The sequence below is a fragment of the Flintibacter sp. SJQ-8 genome (assembly GCF_054108085.1).
In genome coordinates, this window is sequence record NZ_JBPJWR010000007.1 from 95,564 (window position 1) to 112,012 (window position 16,449).

The 16,449-nt window shown below is 59.8% G+C and carries 15 protein-coding genes, 2 pseudogenes and 1 riboswitch; of the genes and pseudogenes, 4 read left to right on the plus strand and 13 right to left on the minus strand.

The annotated features are described in order from the left end of the window. Positions 1–30: 30 nt before the first annotated feature. The 10 genes and pseudogenes from ACSAMP_RS04620 to ACSAMP_RS04665 form a co-directional block, all read right to left on the minus strand. Positions 31–972: a DUF6017 domain-containing protein gene (locus ACSAMP_RS04620; RefSeq protein ID WP_457799688.1), complete on the minus strand. Its 942-nt coding sequence runs from the start codon at positions 970–972 to the stop codon at positions 31–33. A 546-nt stretch (positions 973–1,518) separates the two neighbouring features. Beyond that, positions 1,519–2,412, minus strand: coding sequence for a site-specific tyrosine recombinase XerD (gene xerD, locus ACSAMP_RS04625; RefSeq protein ID WP_457799689.1), 894 nt, complete (start codon positions 2,410–2,412; stop codon positions 1,519–1,521). 33 nt (positions 2,413–2,445) lie between these two features. Then, positions 2,446–2,829 (minus strand): stage II sporulation protein M, encoded by a 384-nt coding sequence (locus ACSAMP_RS04630; protein WP_457799690.1) that lies wholly within the window; start codon positions 2,827–2,829, stop codon positions 2,446–2,448. 516 nt (positions 2,830–3,345) lie between these two features. After that, positions 3,346–4,767 carry a thioether cross-link-forming SCIFF peptide maturase gene (gene scfB / locus ACSAMP_RS04635; protein WP_457799691.1) on the minus strand — a complete coding sequence of 474 codons (1,422 nt, stop codon included), beginning with the start codon at positions 4,765–4,767 and terminating at the stop codon, positions 3,346–3,348. A gap of 114 nt (positions 4,768–4,881) precedes the next feature. Further along, on the minus strand, positions 4,882–5,022 hold the full coding sequence (scfA, locus tag ACSAMP_RS04640) for a six-cysteine ranthipeptide SCIFF (RefSeq protein WP_008980862.1): 141 nt from the start codon (positions 5,020–5,022) through the stop codon (positions 4,882–4,884). A gap of 80 nt (positions 5,023–5,102) precedes the next feature. Continuing rightward, positions 5,103–5,528 (minus strand): TIGR04086 family membrane protein, encoded by a 426-nt coding sequence (locus ACSAMP_RS04645; protein WP_441795755.1) that lies wholly within the window; start codon positions 5,526–5,528, stop codon positions 5,103–5,105. A gap of 73 nt (positions 5,529–5,601) precedes the next feature. Continuing rightward, positions 5,602–5,880, minus strand: a complete 279-nt coding sequence (gene yajC, locus ACSAMP_RS04650; protein ID WP_457799692.1) for a preprotein translocase subunit YajC — start codon at positions 5,878–5,880, stop codon at positions 5,602–5,604. Between the two features lie 115 nt (positions 5,881–5,995). Then, positions 5,996–7,134, minus strand: a pseudogene (gene tgt / locus ACSAMP_RS04655) (tRNA guanosine(34) transglycosylase Tgt). Between the two features lie 23 nt (positions 7,135–7,157). Continuing rightward, on the minus strand, positions 7,158–8,180 hold the full coding sequence (queA, locus tag ACSAMP_RS04660; RefSeq protein ID WP_457799693.1) for a tRNA preQ1(34) S-adenosylmethionine ribosyltransferase-isomerase QueA: 1,023 nt from the start codon (positions 8,178–8,180) through the stop codon (positions 7,158–7,160). Positions 8,181–8,222: 42 nt separating this feature from the next. Beyond that, positions 8,223–10,058 (minus strand): SpoIID/LytB domain-containing protein, encoded by a 1,836-nt coding sequence (locus tag ACSAMP_RS04665; RefSeq protein ID WP_457799694.1) that lies wholly within the window; start codon positions 10,056–10,058, stop codon positions 8,223–8,225. Positions 10,059–10,136: 78 nt separating this feature from the next. Continuing rightward, a riboswitch (Lysine riboswitch) is annotated at positions 10,137–10,317 on the plus strand. Positions 10,318–10,481: 164 nt separating this feature from the next. On the opposite strand from ACSAMP_RS04665, the gene asd reads away from it, so the two are divergent. The 4 genes from asd (at position 10,482) to ACSAMP_RS04685 (ending at position 14,124) form a co-directional block, all read left to right on the plus strand. Further along, complete coding sequence (gene asd, locus ACSAMP_RS04670) at positions 10,482–11,573, plus strand: aspartate-semialdehyde dehydrogenase (RefSeq protein ID WP_457799695.1); 1,092 nt, start codon at positions 10,482–10,484, stop codon at positions 11,571–11,573. Between the two features lie 58 nt (positions 11,574–11,631). Then, a complete protein-coding gene (gene dapA / locus ACSAMP_RS04675) occupies positions 11,632–12,522 on the plus strand; it encodes a 4-hydroxy-tetrahydrodipicolinate synthase (protein WP_457799696.1) in 891 nt (296 codons plus the stop codon). A 12-nt stretch (positions 12,523–12,534) separates the two neighbouring features. Next, entirely contained in the window at positions 12,535–13,290 is a 756-nt protein-coding gene (dapB, locus tag ACSAMP_RS04680) for a 4-hydroxy-tetrahydrodipicolinate reductase (RefSeq protein ID WP_441795748.1), read from the plus strand. 165 nt (positions 13,291–13,455) lie between these two features. Next, a complete protein-coding gene (locus ACSAMP_RS04685) occupies positions 13,456–14,124 on the plus strand; it encodes a tRNA threonylcarbamoyladenosine dehydratase (RefSeq protein WP_457799697.1) in 669 nt (222 codons plus the stop codon). Between the two features lie 338 nt (positions 14,125–14,462). On the opposite strand, the pseudogene ACSAMP_RS04690 reads toward ACSAMP_RS04685, so the two are convergent. From ACSAMP_RS04690 to tyrS, 3 genes and pseudogenes are all read right to left on the minus strand, one after another. After that, a pseudogene (locus ACSAMP_RS04690) lies at positions 14,463–15,066 on the minus strand (Type 1 glutamine amidotransferase-like domain-containing protein). Positions 15,067–15,216: 150 nt separating this feature from the next. Further along, a complete protein-coding gene (locus ACSAMP_RS04695; protein WP_457799698.1) occupies positions 15,217–15,399 on the minus strand; it encodes a S4 domain-containing protein in 183 nt (60 codons plus the stop codon). Continuing rightward, positions 15,371–16,441 (minus strand): tyrosine--tRNA ligase, encoded by a 1,071-nt coding sequence (tyrS, locus tag ACSAMP_RS04700; RefSeq protein ID WP_457799699.1) that lies wholly within the window; start codon positions 16,439–16,441, stop codon positions 15,371–15,373. The genes ACSAMP_RS04695 and tyrS overlap by 29 nt, the downstream gene beginning before the upstream one ends. Positions 16,442–16,449 lie beyond the last annotated feature (8 nt).

Consider the following 16,449-nt stretch of genomic DNA (forward strand, 5'->3'; position numbering starts at 1 on the left):
GTTTCAAAAAAGCAGGGCTGTTCGCTCTGCCTATCCGCTGTCGTGGAAGTCGTGATTCACTTTGGCGCGGTAATAGCTGCCGCAGGTAGCCGGGGCGTTGAACAGCGTCTCCAGCAGATAGGCTTTGATGTTGCGAATGTCCGCGGTGCTCTCCCGCAGGCAGTCCAGCACATACTCGATGTGGGAGGAATCCAGCTTTAGAAAACGCTCCTTCACCAGCGCCGTATAGAGCTGCTTTCCGCCGATCCGCATGAAGCTGCCCTGTGTGCAGAGAACCTCCAGCATGAGGTCCGCGATCTCGTCGATGTCGTCATAGGGATGCTGTCGGCGCAGGTGGTCATACTCGATGTTCTCCCGAATCTCTTTTCGGTATCTCTCGATCACCTCCTCCGGCTGCGCGCCCGGATGGATAGATGAATCAGTATTACTCAACTCAGTATTATTCTTATCAGTCTTATTACACTCGGTTTTTCCGAGGTCTTGACTTCTGTTTTTCCGAGGCCCAGACTTCGGTTTTTCAGAACTCTTGACTTCGGTTTTTCCGAAGTCTGGATTTTGGCAGTTCGGAGGCTCCGATTCCGGCGTATCCTCGCCCGGTTCGTCCTCCATGCCCATGAAGCGGAGAACATAGATTTTCGCCGGTCTACCAAGCCCCTGCTTGACCCGCCTAATGAGGCCCACGCCTTTGGCGCTGTCCAGCTCCGCGAACAGCTTGACCGCCTTATCCGTCTTGCAGCAGAGCTGTTCGCACGCCTCCTCCAGCGTAAAGTAGATGTACACATGGCCGTCATCGTCCATCCAGCCGTTTCTCATGGACAGGCTCATGCGGTCCAGCATGAGGCCGTACAGCAGCTTCGCGTCGGTGGAGAGCCGTCGAAAGTACGGCTCGGTGATCAGGAGCTTGGGGATGCGGAAAAAGGCGTATTGCTCGGCGTCCATGCCGAGATGGTATGCAAAGATCGCCTGCGGCATATCTGACACCTCCGTTCTGCCACAGATTTTATCTATCTCTCAACGGCGGTCTGTGGTATAGTAAAAGGGAGCATTGACACGCAATGCTCCCTTACCGTAACCGGACCTGCCGGTGGATTCTTATTCAGTTTGACTTAACACATCACTGTCAGCCGTTTGTCAAATAATTGTATTTCCCGCATGGGGTTTTCCCTTGATTTTGCCCTTATCAGCTCACGCGGTCAAGGGTAACAGCGTATAAAAGAAGATAATTTCGGGTGGTTTTGATTTCTCAATAAACCCAGTGATTTCAGTGCTTTGCGCCGATTTTGACGGCTTCTTATAACCGCTAATAACGGGTGAAAGATTTGGGCGGTGCGAATTCCGATTTGTTAAACTAAAACGAGTATACCATATCCACAAAGAAAGAACACCCCTATATAGGAGAACTTAGCCGTTTTACGAGGTGTATCTGCTCTTCTGATATACAAAAAGCCCCATGCCAACACCTTGACGGTGCGGACATGGGACTTGATGTTTCCTTTTTTATATCTACTTGATTTAATTCTATACGGCCTTCATGGCCCGGGGGTGGGCCTTACGGTAGACATCTTTGATCTTCTGATTCACCAGGTGGGAGTAGATCTGGGTGGACGAGATGTCCGCGTGGCCCAGCATCTCCTGGATGGAACGCAGGTCCGCACCGTTCTCCAGCAGGTGGGCGGCGAAGGAGTGGCGCAGGGTGTGGGGCGTGATGTCCTTCTCGATGCCCGCCTTCTCCTGATAGTGCTTGATGAGCTTCCAAAAGCCCTGGCGGCTCATCCGCTCCCCGTTCATGTTCACGAACAGGGCCGTCTCATTCAGGTCCTCCACCAGCCGGGGGCGCACGTGATGGACATAGTCGTTCAGGATCTGGATGGCGGCGGGATACAGGGGGATGATCCGCTCCTTGTTCCGGCTGACGCACTTCAGCACCCCGCCGGGGAGATTCAAATCGTCCACGTCCAGAGAGATCAGCTCGCTGACCCGGATGCCGGTGGCATAGAGCAGCTCCAGCATGGCCCGGTCCCGGCAGCCCTTGGCGTCGGTGGGCTCCGGCTGGGCCAGGAACAGCTCCACCTCCCGGCTGGTGAGGATCTGGGGCAGCTTGCGCTCCACCTTGGCGGGGGCCACAGACTTGGCCGGGTTGGCCGTCACCTGGCCCCGCAGGAGCAGATAGTTATAAAAGGACTTGATGGAGGCCAGAGAGCGGGTCACCGTGGCGGGGGACTTGCCCAGAACGGTGAGCTGGTGGATATAGCCCTCCACTTCCATCGGCGTGACCTGAGCCAGGGAGTGCTCCTGCTCCTCCATAGCGGAGGCAAACTGCCGCACATCCCGGAGATAGGAGCTGACCGTGTTGGCCGATGCCTGCTTCTCCGTTTTTAAATAGTCCTCATAGGCGTCGATCCAGTCGGACACCACCGTTCCCTCCCTCCATCGTTGTGATAAAAGTTATGTGCCCATGGCCAGCTTGGCGGCAGCCCGAAGCAGGCCGGGGGCAACCGAGCACTCCACCCCGCCCGCCAACAGCATCAGCCCACACAACACAGCCAGACGCAGCCAGTAGACTGGGGAAAAGGGGCCGCTGCCCCGTTCCTGTCCCCGCCAGCGGCGCAGATGCCACAAAGAGGCGGACAGGCTCTGCCACCCGGCCAGAAAGAAGGCCGGCGCCCAAAACAGGGCGGGCAGACCGAACAGCACCAAAGCGGGCCACACCCCCTGCCCGCCGAATATCCGGTAAAAGCAGGCGGTGGAAAAGGCCAGCAGAAAGCCCCGGGCAAAGAACAGCCCCGGGATCACCGCCACGCCCAGGGCCGTCAGCCCCATGATGGCCACGGCGCACCACAGGCGGACATAGCGCCAGGCGGCGCTCCAAAAGCCGCACCGGGCGGCGGTCCCACTTTCGAGCCGCCGTGAGATAGTCCGTCAAATACTGTGTCAACTCGGCCACGGTGGCCTGTCCGGCTGCGCCGGAGAACAGACAGCCCGCCACGCCGCCCAGCAAAAAGGCGGCGCACAGGACCATCAGACAAAGGCCCTGGCCGGAACAGAGGCCGACAGGTTTGCCCAGCCGTTTTCCCATTCTGCTCACCCCTCTGCCAGGGTATGTCCGGCGAGAGGAAAACAGAACCAAAACGGGTGACATAATTACTATAACGGTTTTCGGCGGATTTCGCAAGTGTTTTTTGCTAATTTGCAAAAATTTTTCCGTTATGGATATGTTTTATGTGAACTTAATTATGTTAACTACGTAAAACAGCACAAAAGAACGCCCTGCCAGGCGGCAGGGCGTTCGAAATAAAATTCAATTGTTTTGCACAGAAATCAGATAAAAGCGTTTGAAATCAGCACTTACTGGCAGTCTTCGCACTGATTACAGTCTGTATTACTACAGGTGGAAGTGGCCTCCCCCATCCCGGCGGCGATGGCGTTGAGTGCAATGGCGCACTCCAGACGCTTGCGCTCCATCTCGCAGGCCACCTCGTTGGACTTGGAGATGTCGTTGTTCACCAGCAGGTTAGAGGCGGAGCAGCCGCCGCTGCAATAGAACCGGGCCCAGCACTCCCGGCAGGCGGGCCGGGTGTAGATGTTCTGGTTGGCGAAGACGCTGGAGATGTCCATGTTGAAGGAGCCGTCGAACACGTTGCCCATGCAGTACTTCCTCCTTCCCCACGAACTGGTGGCAGGGATAGATGCGCCGTCGGGGGTGATGGCCACATACTCGCAGCCTGCGCCGCAGCCCCGCAGGCGCTTGATGACGCAGGGGCCCTGGGCCAGGTCCACGTTAAAGTGGAAGAAGTTCACGTCCTTGCGGCCCATCAGCTCCCGGGCCAGCTTCTCATACTCGGCGTCCACCTTGGGCAGGTCCTCTTTCTTAATGGCGAAGGGGTCGTCCAGGGGGCCGCTGGCGGGCTCCACAGAGACATGGCGGAAGCCCAGGCTGGCCAGGTGCATCACGTCCTCGGAGAAGTCCAGGTTCTCCCGGGTAAAGGTGCCCCGGACATAGTAGTCCTTGGTGCCCCGGCCCGCCACCAGCTTCTGGAACTTGGGCACGATCACGTTATAGCTGCCCTTGCCGTTGATGGTGGGGCGCATGTGGTCGTTCACATTCTTCCGGCCATCCAGGGACAGGACCACGTTGGACATCTCCCGGTTGATGTAGTCGATGTTCTCGTCGCTGAGCAGGATGCCGTTGGTGGTGATGGTGAAGCGGAAGCACTTGTTGTGCTCCTTCTCCAGAGACCGGGCGTACTCCACGGTGCGCTTTACCGTGTCCATGGCCATCAGGGGCTCGCCGCCGAAGAAGTCCACCTCGATGTTCCGGCGCTTGCCGGACTTCTCCACCACCCAGTCGATGGCCTGCTTGGCCGTTTCAAAGTCCATGGTCATGCGGTGGCCGGTGCCGAAGTCGCCGGTGGAGGCGAAGCAATAGCGGCAGCGCAGGTTGCAGTCGTGGGACACGTGGAGACACAGGGCCTTCACCACCGCCTGGCGGGGCAGCTCCATGGCCTTCTCCGGGTCGATATACTCGTCGTTGGTGAACAGCAGGCCCTGGTCCTGAAGGCCCCGCAGCTCCTGCCAGGCCTCCTTCAGCTCCTGGGCGGGATACTGGGGCAGCTGCTCGGCCAGCGCCTCCGGCATCTCCGGGGCCATGGGCCCCTCCTCCCCCACGGCTGACAGCAGCCGATAGCTCATTTCGTCCAGCACATGGACCGCGCCGCTGTTCACGTCGGCGGCCAGATACTGGCCCAGTGCAGTAAAGGTATGTACCATTGTTGAATTCCTCTCCTCTGTAATTCCTGCCCCTTTTATTCTGTCCCGTGTCCTCCGGGCGTGGGCATAAAAAAGGGCAGGCTGACGCCTACCCTTTTGTCAAGGCTATTTATCTTACTGATTCTCGCACTTCTGGTTGGCAACGGTGCAAGAGGTCTTGCAGGCGGACTGGCAAGAGGTCTGGCACTCGCCGCAGCCGCCCTTGGCAGCGCTGGCCTTCAGAGTGGCCCCGTTCAGAGTCTGGATGTGCTTCATTTGGTATCTCCTCCTGATGTTGTCGGGGCAAGCCCCGCAATATTTACGCTTATTATAGCATAAGTCTTTTCGCATTTCAATCATCTTCTGCGTTTTTTCTTTCGGGGCAGAGCCAGCACCCCGGCCAGGCCCCCGCCACACAGACAGGCGCACAGGGTCCCGGCCCCGTCCCGCTCCAGCCCAGCGGCGTCATAGGCCAGCAGCCCCACGCACAGCAGCAGCAAAAACAGGGTGATCCCCGTCCCCAGGCCCACGGCCAGAGCCGGGCGGCCCGCACGGCCCACGGCGTACAGCCCGCCCACCAGACTGCCCGCCACGCAGGCCCCGGGGACTACCCCGTCCAGCCACCGCTCCCCCACTGCCCCGGTGGAGATGAGACAGGCCGCCGCCAGCAGGAGCAGCACCGCCGCCCCACAGGCCAGCAGTCCGCCCCGCAGCGCGGCCAGCGTCGCCCGCAGCCAGGGGCGCTCCCCTGCCTCGCCCCGCTTGTTCTCCTGTTTTTTCATAGAAAAACGCCCTCCCCCACGGTTTTGTTTTAAACCTATGCGGAGAGGGCGTGAGCTATGCGGTTTTTCGGTCTTACTTGGACTCGCCGGTCTTGGCGTCCTTGGTGAACCGGGTGGCGATGGACTCCTTGGTCATCTCCAGACGGACGCGGTCAGCGCCGGTCTCGATGACAACGGTGCCTTCCTTCACGGCGCAGATGGTGCCGGTGATGCCGCCGATGGTCAGCACGTTGTCGCCCACGGTCAGGGAGCTGCGCAGGTTGTCCGCTTCCTTCTTCCGCTTGTTCTCGGGGCGGATCATGAAGAAATAGAGCATGGCGAACATGACCGCGATCAAGATAATACTTTCCAAAGTGTTTCCCTCCAAATGTTTGGACTGTCCGCCTCTCAGCAGACGCATTTCCTTTATTATAGCGGCTTGCAGGCCGATTGACAAGCCTTTTTACAAAATTGCCTGGTAAAAGCCTTTAATCTTTCGGGGCCTGGCGGTCCAGCAGGTCGGAATACTGGCGGCGGAAGTCCTCAAACCGCCCCTCGTCCAGGGCCTGACGGATGCGGGCCATCAGCTGGTTATAGAAATACAGGTTGTGCATCACCGCCAGGCGCATGGCCAGCATCTCTCCTGAGACGAACAGGTGCCGCAGATAGGCCCGGGAGAAGTTTTTGCACATGGGGCAGCCGCACTCGTCGTCCAGTGGCCGGGTGTCCAGCTTAAAGCGCTCGTTTTTGATGTTGATGAAGCCCTTCCAGGTGAACAGCTTGCCGTGGCGGGCGTTCCGGGCCGGCATGACGCAATCGAAAAAGTCCACGCCCCGGGCCACCCCTTCAATGATATTGGAGGGGGTGCCCACGCCCATGAGATACCGGGGCTTGTCCTGAGGCATATAGGGCTCCACCGCGTCGATGATGTCGTACATGGTCTGGGTGGTCTCCCCCACCGCCAGACCGCCGATGGCATAGCCGTCGCAGTCCAGCTGGGCGATCTGCTGCATGTGGCGGATGCGGATATCGGGATAGGTGCCCCCCTGGTTGATGCCGAAGAGCATCTGGCCCGGGTTCACGCAGCCGGGCAGGGCGTTCAGCCGCTTGTGCTCGGCCACGCAGCGCTCCAGCCAGCGGGCGGTGCGGGCGCAGGAGCGCTCCACATATTCCCGGGGGAGGGATTTTCAATGCACTCGTCAAAGGCCATGGCCACGTCGCTGCCCAGATTGGACTGGATCTGCATGGACTCCTCCGGGCCCATAAAAATGCGCCGCCCGTCGATGTGCGAGGCGAAGGTCACGCCCTCCTCCTTGATCTTCCGCAGACCGGACAGGGAGAACACCTGAAAGCCGCCGCTGTCGGTGAGCATGGGGCCGTCCCACCGCATGAACTTGTGCAGGCCACCCATGTCCCGCACCACCCCGTCGCCGGGGCGCAGATGCAGGTGATAGGTGTTGGACAGCTCGATCTGACAGCCCAGCTCCTTCAGGTCAAAGGCGTCTACCGCGCCTTTAATAGCCCCCTGGGTGCCCACGTTCATAAACACCGGGGTCTGGGCCGTGCCGTGGGGGCAGGTAAACACCCCCCGCCGGGCCTTCCCCTCCGTTTTTAATACTTCAAACACAACAAAACTCCTTCACTTCTTGCTTAATAAATAAACATCGCGTCGCCAAACGAGAAGAACCGATATTTCTCCCTTACGGCCTCTTCGTATGCGGCCAGGACGTGTTCCCGGCCTGCCAGGGCGGAGACCAGCATGATGAGGGTGGACTGGGGCAGGTGGAAGTTGGTGATCAGGGTGTCCAGCACCTTGAAGCGATAGCCGGGATAAATGAAGATGTTGGTCCAGCCGGAGCGGGCGGTCATGGTGCCGTCCTCGGCGGCAAAACTCTCGATGGTCCGGCAGGAGGTGGTGCCCACGCAGATGACCCGGCCTCCCCGGGCCTTGGTGCTGTTGATGACATCCGCCGTCTCCTGGCTGATCTGGCAGAACTCCGAGTGCATCTCGTGGTCCTGGATGTCCTCCGCCTTCACCGGGCGGAAGGTGCCCAGGCCCACGTGGAGGGTCACGTAACAGAGATCCACGCCCATGTCCTGGATCTTTTGCAGCAGCTCCGGGGTGAAGTGCAGTCCGGCGGTGGGGGCGGCGGCGGAGCCCATCACCTTGGAATACACCGTCTGATACCGCTCGTTGTCCTTCAGCTCCGCCTTGATATAGGGCGGCAGGGGCATCTTGCCCAGCTGCTCTAAGATCTCCAGGAAGATGCCCTGATAGTGGAAGCGGACCAGGCGCTTGCCGTCGGACTCCTCCGCCTCGATGGTGGCGGTGAGCTGGCCCTCCCCGAAAATCACCTGAGCGCCGGGGCGCAGCTTCTTGCCGGGGCGGACCAGACACTCCCAAAGGCCCTCCCCCTTGTCGGTGAGCAGCAGCACCTCACACACGCCGCCGGTGGGCCGGTGGCCGATGAGGCGGGCGGGCAGCACCCGGGAGTTGTTCAGCACCAGACAGTCCCCCGGGCGGAGGAACTGGGGCAGCTCATAGAAGTGATGGTGCTCGGTGGCCCCAGTGTGCTTGTCCAGGGTCAGCAGCCGGGAGGCGTCTCGACGCTCCAGGGGGGTCTGGGCGATGAGCTCCTCGGGCAGGTAAAAGTCAAAATCAGAAGTTTTCAAACGTATGTCGCCTTTCTTCTCTTTAGAATGTATCAAGCCGGTTTAACGGCAGCTCCCCACGTGGGTGCCGGGGAAATAGAACTCCACGATGTCGTCATAGGCAAAGCCCTGGCGGGCCATGGCGTTGGCGCCGAACTGGCTCATGCCCACTTGATGGCCGTTTCCGCTGCCGTTGAAGACATAGGAGCTGCCGGACACGGATACCACGCCCTTGCCCCCGGTGGAGCCGCCGTTATTGCCATTGTTGTTATTGCCGTTATTGTTGTCGGCGGGCTGGAGGGCGGCGGTGGTCCCGCTCCCTGTGATAGTATACAGGTTCTCCCCCGCTTTGGCAACCGTCCCGCTGCCGGAGATCACATAGATCCCGTCCAGGTCAGACAGGGACCCGCTGCCGTTGACGGGGTAGCCGGAGCTGGTCTGAGCAGTGCTCTGTCCGCCGGTGGTGCCGGTGGAGGTGGCAGCGTCCGCCCCCTGGCCGTTCACCGTAAAGCGGATGGAGTTCAGGCCAAACAGCGCCCGGATGCCCCGGGGCTTGGTGCGGGGGGTGATGGTGTTGCTCTGGCCGTTGGCATAGCACAGCTTCACCTGGATCACGTTGCCCAGGTCGGAATAGGTCAGCTCCAGATGGTCCAGGCTGGTGTTGGTACCAAAGCCATAGCTCTGGAGCCGGGCGGTGAGCTGCTGGGCGGAGTAGGTCACCGTCCAGGAGGAATAGCTGTTCCGGTCGGCCACAGATGCCTCGTAGGGGTCCTTTACGCCGCACAGATAGGGGTAGTCGGTCATGCTGGTGCCCCACACATAATAGGCGCTCTCGCTGGCTCCGCCGTGGCTGGCGGAGTAATAGGTGTCGGCCAGGGTGCTGTTGTACCACAGCACCTGCCCGGCGGTCTCGGAGGCGGCCCGGTCGCTGGTATCGCTGGGGCCATAGTCGGCCCGGTTGCTGCCCACGCCCCGGTAGACCTGGCAGGCATCGCTGTTGCACACGTCAAAACCCAGACTGCCGTGGTAGTTCAGCCGCCGCAGCACATAGGTACGGGCGCAGATGGCCTGGGCCTTCAGGGCCTCCAAGGGCCAGGAGTTGCCCATCTCATAACAGATGACCCCCCGGATGTAGTCCTCTAAAGGCAGCACGTTCACCACAGTCAGGTCGTTGCCGCTCACCCGCTGGTAAGTAAAGCCCCCCCGGTATTTATAGCCGGAGAACCAGGTGCGCACGTCACCGGCCCCGGTGACATCGGGCAGGATACCCAGAGCGCCCCCCTTGCCCATGTCAAACTGGAACAGGATGCGGTCCGTCCCCGTCTCCACCACGTTCATGCCGTAGGCACTGGTGCCCACCACCGTGCCCTGGGGCAGATCGGCCAGGGCGGCCTGTGCCGCCTCCTTGGTGAGATAGCTGCCCACCCGCACCTGATAGGCCCCGTCGATCCAGGCCACAAAACCGCCGTACAGCTGGGCGTCCGCCGCGGCGTTGCTGTAAGAGACATAGGAGCCCGGGATCTGGATGTGATAGCAGCCCACCGCCGGGCCGCCCAGGTTGCTCTCGGAATAGGTATACTTTCCGGCGGAGGAGTCATAGCCATAGTACATGTTCCGGGCCTTCAGCACGGCGATCTGGTCGGTGCTCTGCCCAGTGCGGGCCAGCTCCACAAAGTTCAGGTCGCTGTCATAATAGCCAAAGCGATAGCCTGCGCCAAAGCCCGTGTTGTTCTGCAGATGGGCGCAGGCCAGCTCCCCCGTGGCGTTGTGGCTGCTGGAGGAGGCCAGACCCACCCGGACCTTTTGGTCGGCGCTGTCTGTGCGCGCCCCCCATACAGTGGGCACACACATTGTCATTGCAAGGAAAACAGCGGCAAGCTGCATAATTTTTTTCTTCATGGTCTGCTCCATTTCTCTGTTTCGTCCGGTTTGCGCTATTGACACCCCATTTGAAACATGGTAGGATAAATTCAAATTTAGCTAGATAGAGGTCGCGGCTTACAGGAGTAAGCATGGTCAGGGAGCCGGTTCCTGTTTCAGCCATGCCGAAAGGGGACGGCCGCCGAAGGACTCCTCACCCGGCAGAGTGAGTTCTGGTCGCCAGGTTAACAGCCTTGCGACTGTCATCAGTTTGGTCTGATGGAGCGCTGTCTGCTTTTGTGAATATTTTGCCGGCGGCGGACAACACCTACGCCGACATTATAGTACAAAATCAGCCGCTTGAAAAGCCGCTGATTTATTTTTTCCCCTCGCAGCCCTCTCCCCCGTTCGACGCACGAAGGGAAAGCCCCCGTCATAGCTATAGTTTGGAGGTCGTTTCGTATGGAAAAGTATAAAGTAGGCGTCATTGGCGGCACCGGCATGGTGGGACAGCGTTTTGTCACCCTGATGGAAAACCACCCCTGGTTCCAGCTCACCGCCATCGCAGCCAGCCCCCGCTCCGCCGGCAAGACCTATGAAGAGGCTGTTGCCCACCGCTGGGCTATGAAAACGTCCATCCCCGAGCAGGCCAAGTCCATGGTGGTCCTGGACGCCCAGGCCGACGTGGACAAGATCGCCGGCATGGTAGACTTTGTCTTCTGCGCCGTGGACATGAAGAAGGAGGAGATCCGCACCCTGGAGGAGCGCTATGCCAAGGCCGAGTGCCCCGTGGTGTCCAACAACTCCGCCCACCGCTGGACCGATGATGTGCCCATGGTGGTGCCCGAGATGAACCCCGAGCATCTGGAGGTCATCCCCGCCCAGCGCGCCCGCCTGGGCACCAAGCGGGGCTTCATCGCCGTCAAGTCCAACTGCTCCATCCAGTCCTATGCCCCAGCCCTGCACCCCCTGATGAAGTATGGCATCGAGAAGGCCCTGGTGTGCACCTATCAGGCCATCTCCGGCGCGGGCAAGACCTTTGAGCGCTGGCCCGAGATGATCGACAACGTCATCCCCTACATCGGCGGCGAGGAGGAGAAGAGCGAGCAGGAGCCCCTGAAGGTGTGGGGCCACGTGGAGAACGGCAAGATCGTCAAGGCCGACGCCCCCGCCATCACCGCCCAGTGCCTGCGCGTCCCCGTGTCCGACGGCCACACCGCCGCCGTGTTCGTCAAGTTCGCCGACGGGAAGAAGCCCTCCATGGAGCAGATCAAGGCCGACTGGGCCGACTTCAAGGGTCGTCCCCAGGAGCTGGAGCTGCCCTCCGCCCCCAAGCAGTTCATCCACTATTTCGAGGAGCCCGACCGTCCCCAGGCCAAGCTGGACCGGGAGCTGGAGGGCGGCATGGCCGTGTCCATGGGCCGTCTGCGTCCCGACACCCAGTATGACTATAAGTTCGTGGGCCTGAGCCACAACACCCTGCGGGGCGCCGCCGGCGGTGCAGTGCTGCTGGCCGAGCTGCTGTGCGCCAAGGGCTACATCGACCACAAGTAAGCTGCCCTTTCTCCCCACGGAGCGGGATATTTTTCCATTGAAAGAGAGGAGTTTTTTTATGAGAACGCCTGTATTTACCGGCTCCTGCTGCGCCCTGGCCACCCCCTTTGACCAGAACGGAAACATCAATTACGACGCCTTTGGCCGTCTGATCGACGCCCAGATCGCCGCTGGGGTGGACGCCGTGTGCGTCTGCGGCACCACCGGCGAGTCCGCCACCATGTCCATCCGGGAGCACATTGCCGCCGTGGAGTTCTGCGTCAAGCGGGTGGATCACCGGGTGAAGGTCATCGCCGGGGCGGGCAGCAACGACACCTCCGCCGCTGTCTATCTGTCCCAGCACGCGGAGGACTCCGGCGCGGATGCCCTGCTCCACGTCACTCCCTACTATAACAAGGCCAGCCAGACCGGCCTCATCAAGCACTATGAGTACATCGCCGACCGGACCCAGCTGCCCATTATCCTCTATAATGTGCCCAGCCGCACCGGCGTGTCCTTCACCGCCGACACCTATAAGGTCCTGTCTGAGAACCCCAAGATCAACGGCGTGAAGGAGGCCAGCGGCAACTTCTCCCTCCTGGCCCACACCCGCTATGTCTGCCCCGACGACTTCTACATCTGGTCCGGCAACGACGACCAGGTGGTGCCCATGATGTCTCTGGGCGCCAAGGGCGTCATCTCCGTGGTGTCTAACATCGCCCCCGACGTGATGGTGAAGATGAGCCACCTGTGCCTGGACGGCAAGTTCGAGGAGGCCTCTAAGATCCAGATCCAGTACATGGACCTGATCGACGCCCTGTTCTGCGAGGTGAACCCCATCCCCGTAAAGGCGGCCATGAACCTGATGGGCATGGAGGCCGGTCCCTTGCGCCTGCCCCTGTGCGACATCTCCGAGAAGAACCTGGCGGTGCTCCGCGCCTCTCTGGAGCGGATGGACCTGCTGAAGTAAGGAGCGTTTGCCATGCTGAAGATAATCGTTTCCGGCTGCAACGGCCACATGGGCCGGGTGGTGGCCGGGCTGTGCGCCGCCGATCCCCAGGTGGAGGTGGTGGCGGGCTTCGACGTGATGGGCGCGGGCGACGGCAGCTTCCCCGTCTACGCCTCCCCCGCCCAGTTCCAGGGCAAGGCGGACGCGGTGATCGACTTCTCCTCCCCCGCCGCGCTGGACGGCCTGCTGGAGTTTGCCAAAACCACCAAGACCCCCCTGGTGCTGGCCACCACCGGCTATACCCCGGAGCAGGTGGCTCAGATCGGGGCCGCCGCGCTGGAGGCTCCCATTTTCCGCTCCGCCAACATGTCCCTTGGCATCAACGTCCTGCTGGAGCTGGTGAAAAAGGCGGCCAGCGTGCTGGGCGACAGCTATGACATCGAGATCGTGGAGCGGCACCACCGCCGCAAGGTGGACGCCCCCTCCGGCACCGCCCTGATGATCGCCGACGCCGCCGCCCAGAGCTGCGGCCACGAGACCGAGTATGTGTTCGAGCGCCACAGCGTCCGCCAGCCCCGGGACAAGAAGGAGATCGGCATCTCCGCCGTCCGCGGGGGCACCATCGTGGGCGAGCACGAGATCATTTTCGCCGGGCACGACGAGGTGATGGAGATCAAGCACACCGCCCTCTCCCGGGAAATCTTCGCCCAGGGCGCGGTGGAGGCCGCCAAGTTCATCTCCGGCGTCACCGCCCCCGGACTGTATGACATGAGCATGCTTGTAAAGTAAAAGCTCTTTACAGAAAACGCATATCCCCGCCCCAGCTTTTCGGGGCGGGGATATTATCTGTCCCACGTTTTTAAGGAGGATACTATTTTATGTCTGACCCCTTTATCCGCACCCGCCTGCTCATCGGACGAACCCCTGGACCGGCTTGCCCGGGCTAAGGTGGCCGTGTTCGGCGTGGGCGGCGTGGGCGGCTTCTGCGTGGAGGCCCTGGCCCGGGCGGGCGTGGGTGCCCTGGACCTCTACGATGACGACACCGTGTCCGAGAGCAACTTAAACCGCCAGCTGGCCGCCCTCCGCTCCACCATCGGCCAGCCCAAGGCAGAGGTGCTGGCACGCCGGGTGGCGGACATCAACCCAGACTGCACCGTCCGGGCCATCCGCATGTTCTATCTGCCCCAGAACGCAGACCACGCGGTGGACCTGGGGCAGTATGACTATGTGGTGGACTGCATCGACACCGTGGCCGCCAAGCTGGACATCGCCCAGCGGTGTGCCCGGATGAACATCCCCCTCATCAGCGCCATGGGCACGGGGAACAAGCTGGACCCCACGGGCTTTCAGGTCACGGACATCAGCAAGACCCAGGGCTGCCCCCTGGCCCGGGTGATGCGCAAGGAGCTGCGCAAGCGGGGCATCAACCACCTGAAGGTGGTCTACTCCCAGGAGGAGCCCCTCTCCCCCGCCCAGCCCATCCAGACGGAGGCCCCGGCCGGGCAGGACACCCGCCCCGGCTCCACCGCCCGCCGGGCCACCCCCGGCTCCATCTCCTTTGTCCCCGCCGCCGCCGGCCTGGTCCTGGCCAGCGCAGTGGTGCGGGACATCGGGCAGTTTTGAGACTCCCGGCCTGTAGATGGCACAAGCGCAAACAATGCGGCTGAAAAACCGCATTGTTTGCATTTTTTGCCTGATTATATCGTCTGGCCACAGCACTCCGGGTGTGCATAACAACATCGAGATTTATCACATTGGCGAATGGACCCACAGATATCCCAAAATCAAAATACCAAGCGCCATGACAAGCAGCAATGCCATGCCGATTGCGTGTGCCTTCCATTAAATGCGACAAAGGCCCCCGCACCCGTTATAACCTATACGAGAAGCAATAATATTGAAAAGCTGATATGACCTCCTTATATTTTGATTTTTCAGCGTTACAAACTGGAATTTTCAAATTAGTCTTTGCAAATAACCTTTGAACCTTCACCATCAATTACAATTCCCTGACGGTTGTTAATTGGGCATAGATTCAAATCCGAAAACTCAGTCATTATTTTCTCGGTAACTTTCTTAAATGGTGCTGTAAGATAATGCGGAAGAACATAGAAATCAATCAAATCAAGCCCTGCATCATCTTCTTGTGAGTAATCCTCCGGCTTTTCATCCATTTGCTCGATATATTGGATGCTTGGAGCGCATATAATCGCGCCTGCCGATTCACCAATCATCAGTTTTCCCTTTGCCAATTCTTTCTTCAACAGCTCATCCGTTCCCGTTTTACGGAGCTGGTCTATAAGGAAAAAGGAATTTCCCGCCGGTAAAATATATCACATCCGCATCTTCAAAAACAGACTGTATCGTTGAATAAGCCTCCGTTGAAATATCAATTTCAGTTACGATTGCTCCCAACTTTTTGAATAATTTTCGAGCCGAGCCGACATAACCGGTGTAGCCTTCACGCAGCGAAGCTGTTGGAATAAATGTGACTTTTTTATTTTCAATTTCTTCCTTTATCAGACTTCCTACACTTGAAAAGTGCGAACATAAAAACAGTTTCATCAATATTCTCCTTTATATATAAATTCGAGTTTGTCGTTCTCTCTGACCTCATAGTATCACACAGCACGGCTGAATACAAGAACAGCCGCAGCAAGCTTTTGAACTGCTGCGGCTGTTCTTTTCTCATGCGCTGTATTTTCCCACAGGGGCTTACATCTGCGCCCGGTGATAGACCTTCTTCCCCTTCTTGATGAGCAGGCCCTCGCCGGTCAAATCTGCAGCGGTGTAGCTGACGGTGGGGGCGGCGACCTTCTCGCCGTTGACCTCCACGCCGCCCTGCTCCACCAGGCGGCGGGCCTCCTTCTTAGAGGGGGCCAGCTTGCACTTGACCATCAGGTCCCAGCACGCCGATGGCACCGTCGGTCAGGTCATCCTGGGTCAGAGTGGTGGCGGGCACGTTGCTCATGTCGCCGCCGCCCACGAACAAGGCCTTGGCGGCGTTCTGAGCGCGGGTAGCTTCCTCCTCGCCGTGGACCAGCTTGGTCAGCTCAAAGGCCAAAATCTCCTTGGCGGTGTTCAGCTGGCTGCCCTCCCACTTGTCCATCTCGTCGATCTGCTCCAGGGGCAGGAAGGTGAGCATCCGCAGGCACTTGAGCACGTCGTCATCGCCCACGTTGCGCCAATACTGATAGAAGTCATAGGGAGAGGTCTTGTTGGGGTCCAGCCAGACCGCGCCGTTGGCGGTCTTGCCCATCTTCTTGCCCTCGGAGTTCAGCAGCAGGGTGATGGTCATGGCGTGGGCATCCTTGCCCAGCTTGCGGCGGATAAGCTCGGTGCCGCCCAGCATGTTGGACCACTGGTCGTCGCCGCCGAACTGCATGTTGCAGCCGTAGTGCTGGAACAGATAGTAGAAATCATAGGACTGCATGATCATATAGTTGAACTCCAAAAAGCTCAGGCCCTTCTCCATGCGCTGCTTATAGCACTCGGCCCGCAGCATGTTGTTCACGGAGAAGCAGGAGCCCACCTCCCGCAGAACCTCCACATAGTTCAGCTTCAGCAGCCAGTCGGCGTTGTTGATCATCCGGGCCTTGCCCTCACCAAACTCGATGAACCGCTCCATCTGTTTTTTGAAGCAGTCGCAGTTGTGCTGGATGGTCTCGGGGGTCATCATCTTCCGCATGTCGGTACGGCCGGAGGGGTCGCCGATCATGCCGGTGCCGCCGCCGATGAGGGCAATAGGCTGGTTTCCAGCCATCTGCAGCCGCTTCATCAGGCACAGGGCCATAAAGTGGCCCACGTGCAGGGAGTCGGCGGTGGGGTCAAAGCCGATGTAGAACACGGCCTTGCCCTCGTTGATCATCTTGGAGATCTCCTCCTCGTTGGTGACCTGAGCGATCAGGCCGCGGGCTTTCAGTTCCTCATAGCAAGTCATTTGATTCT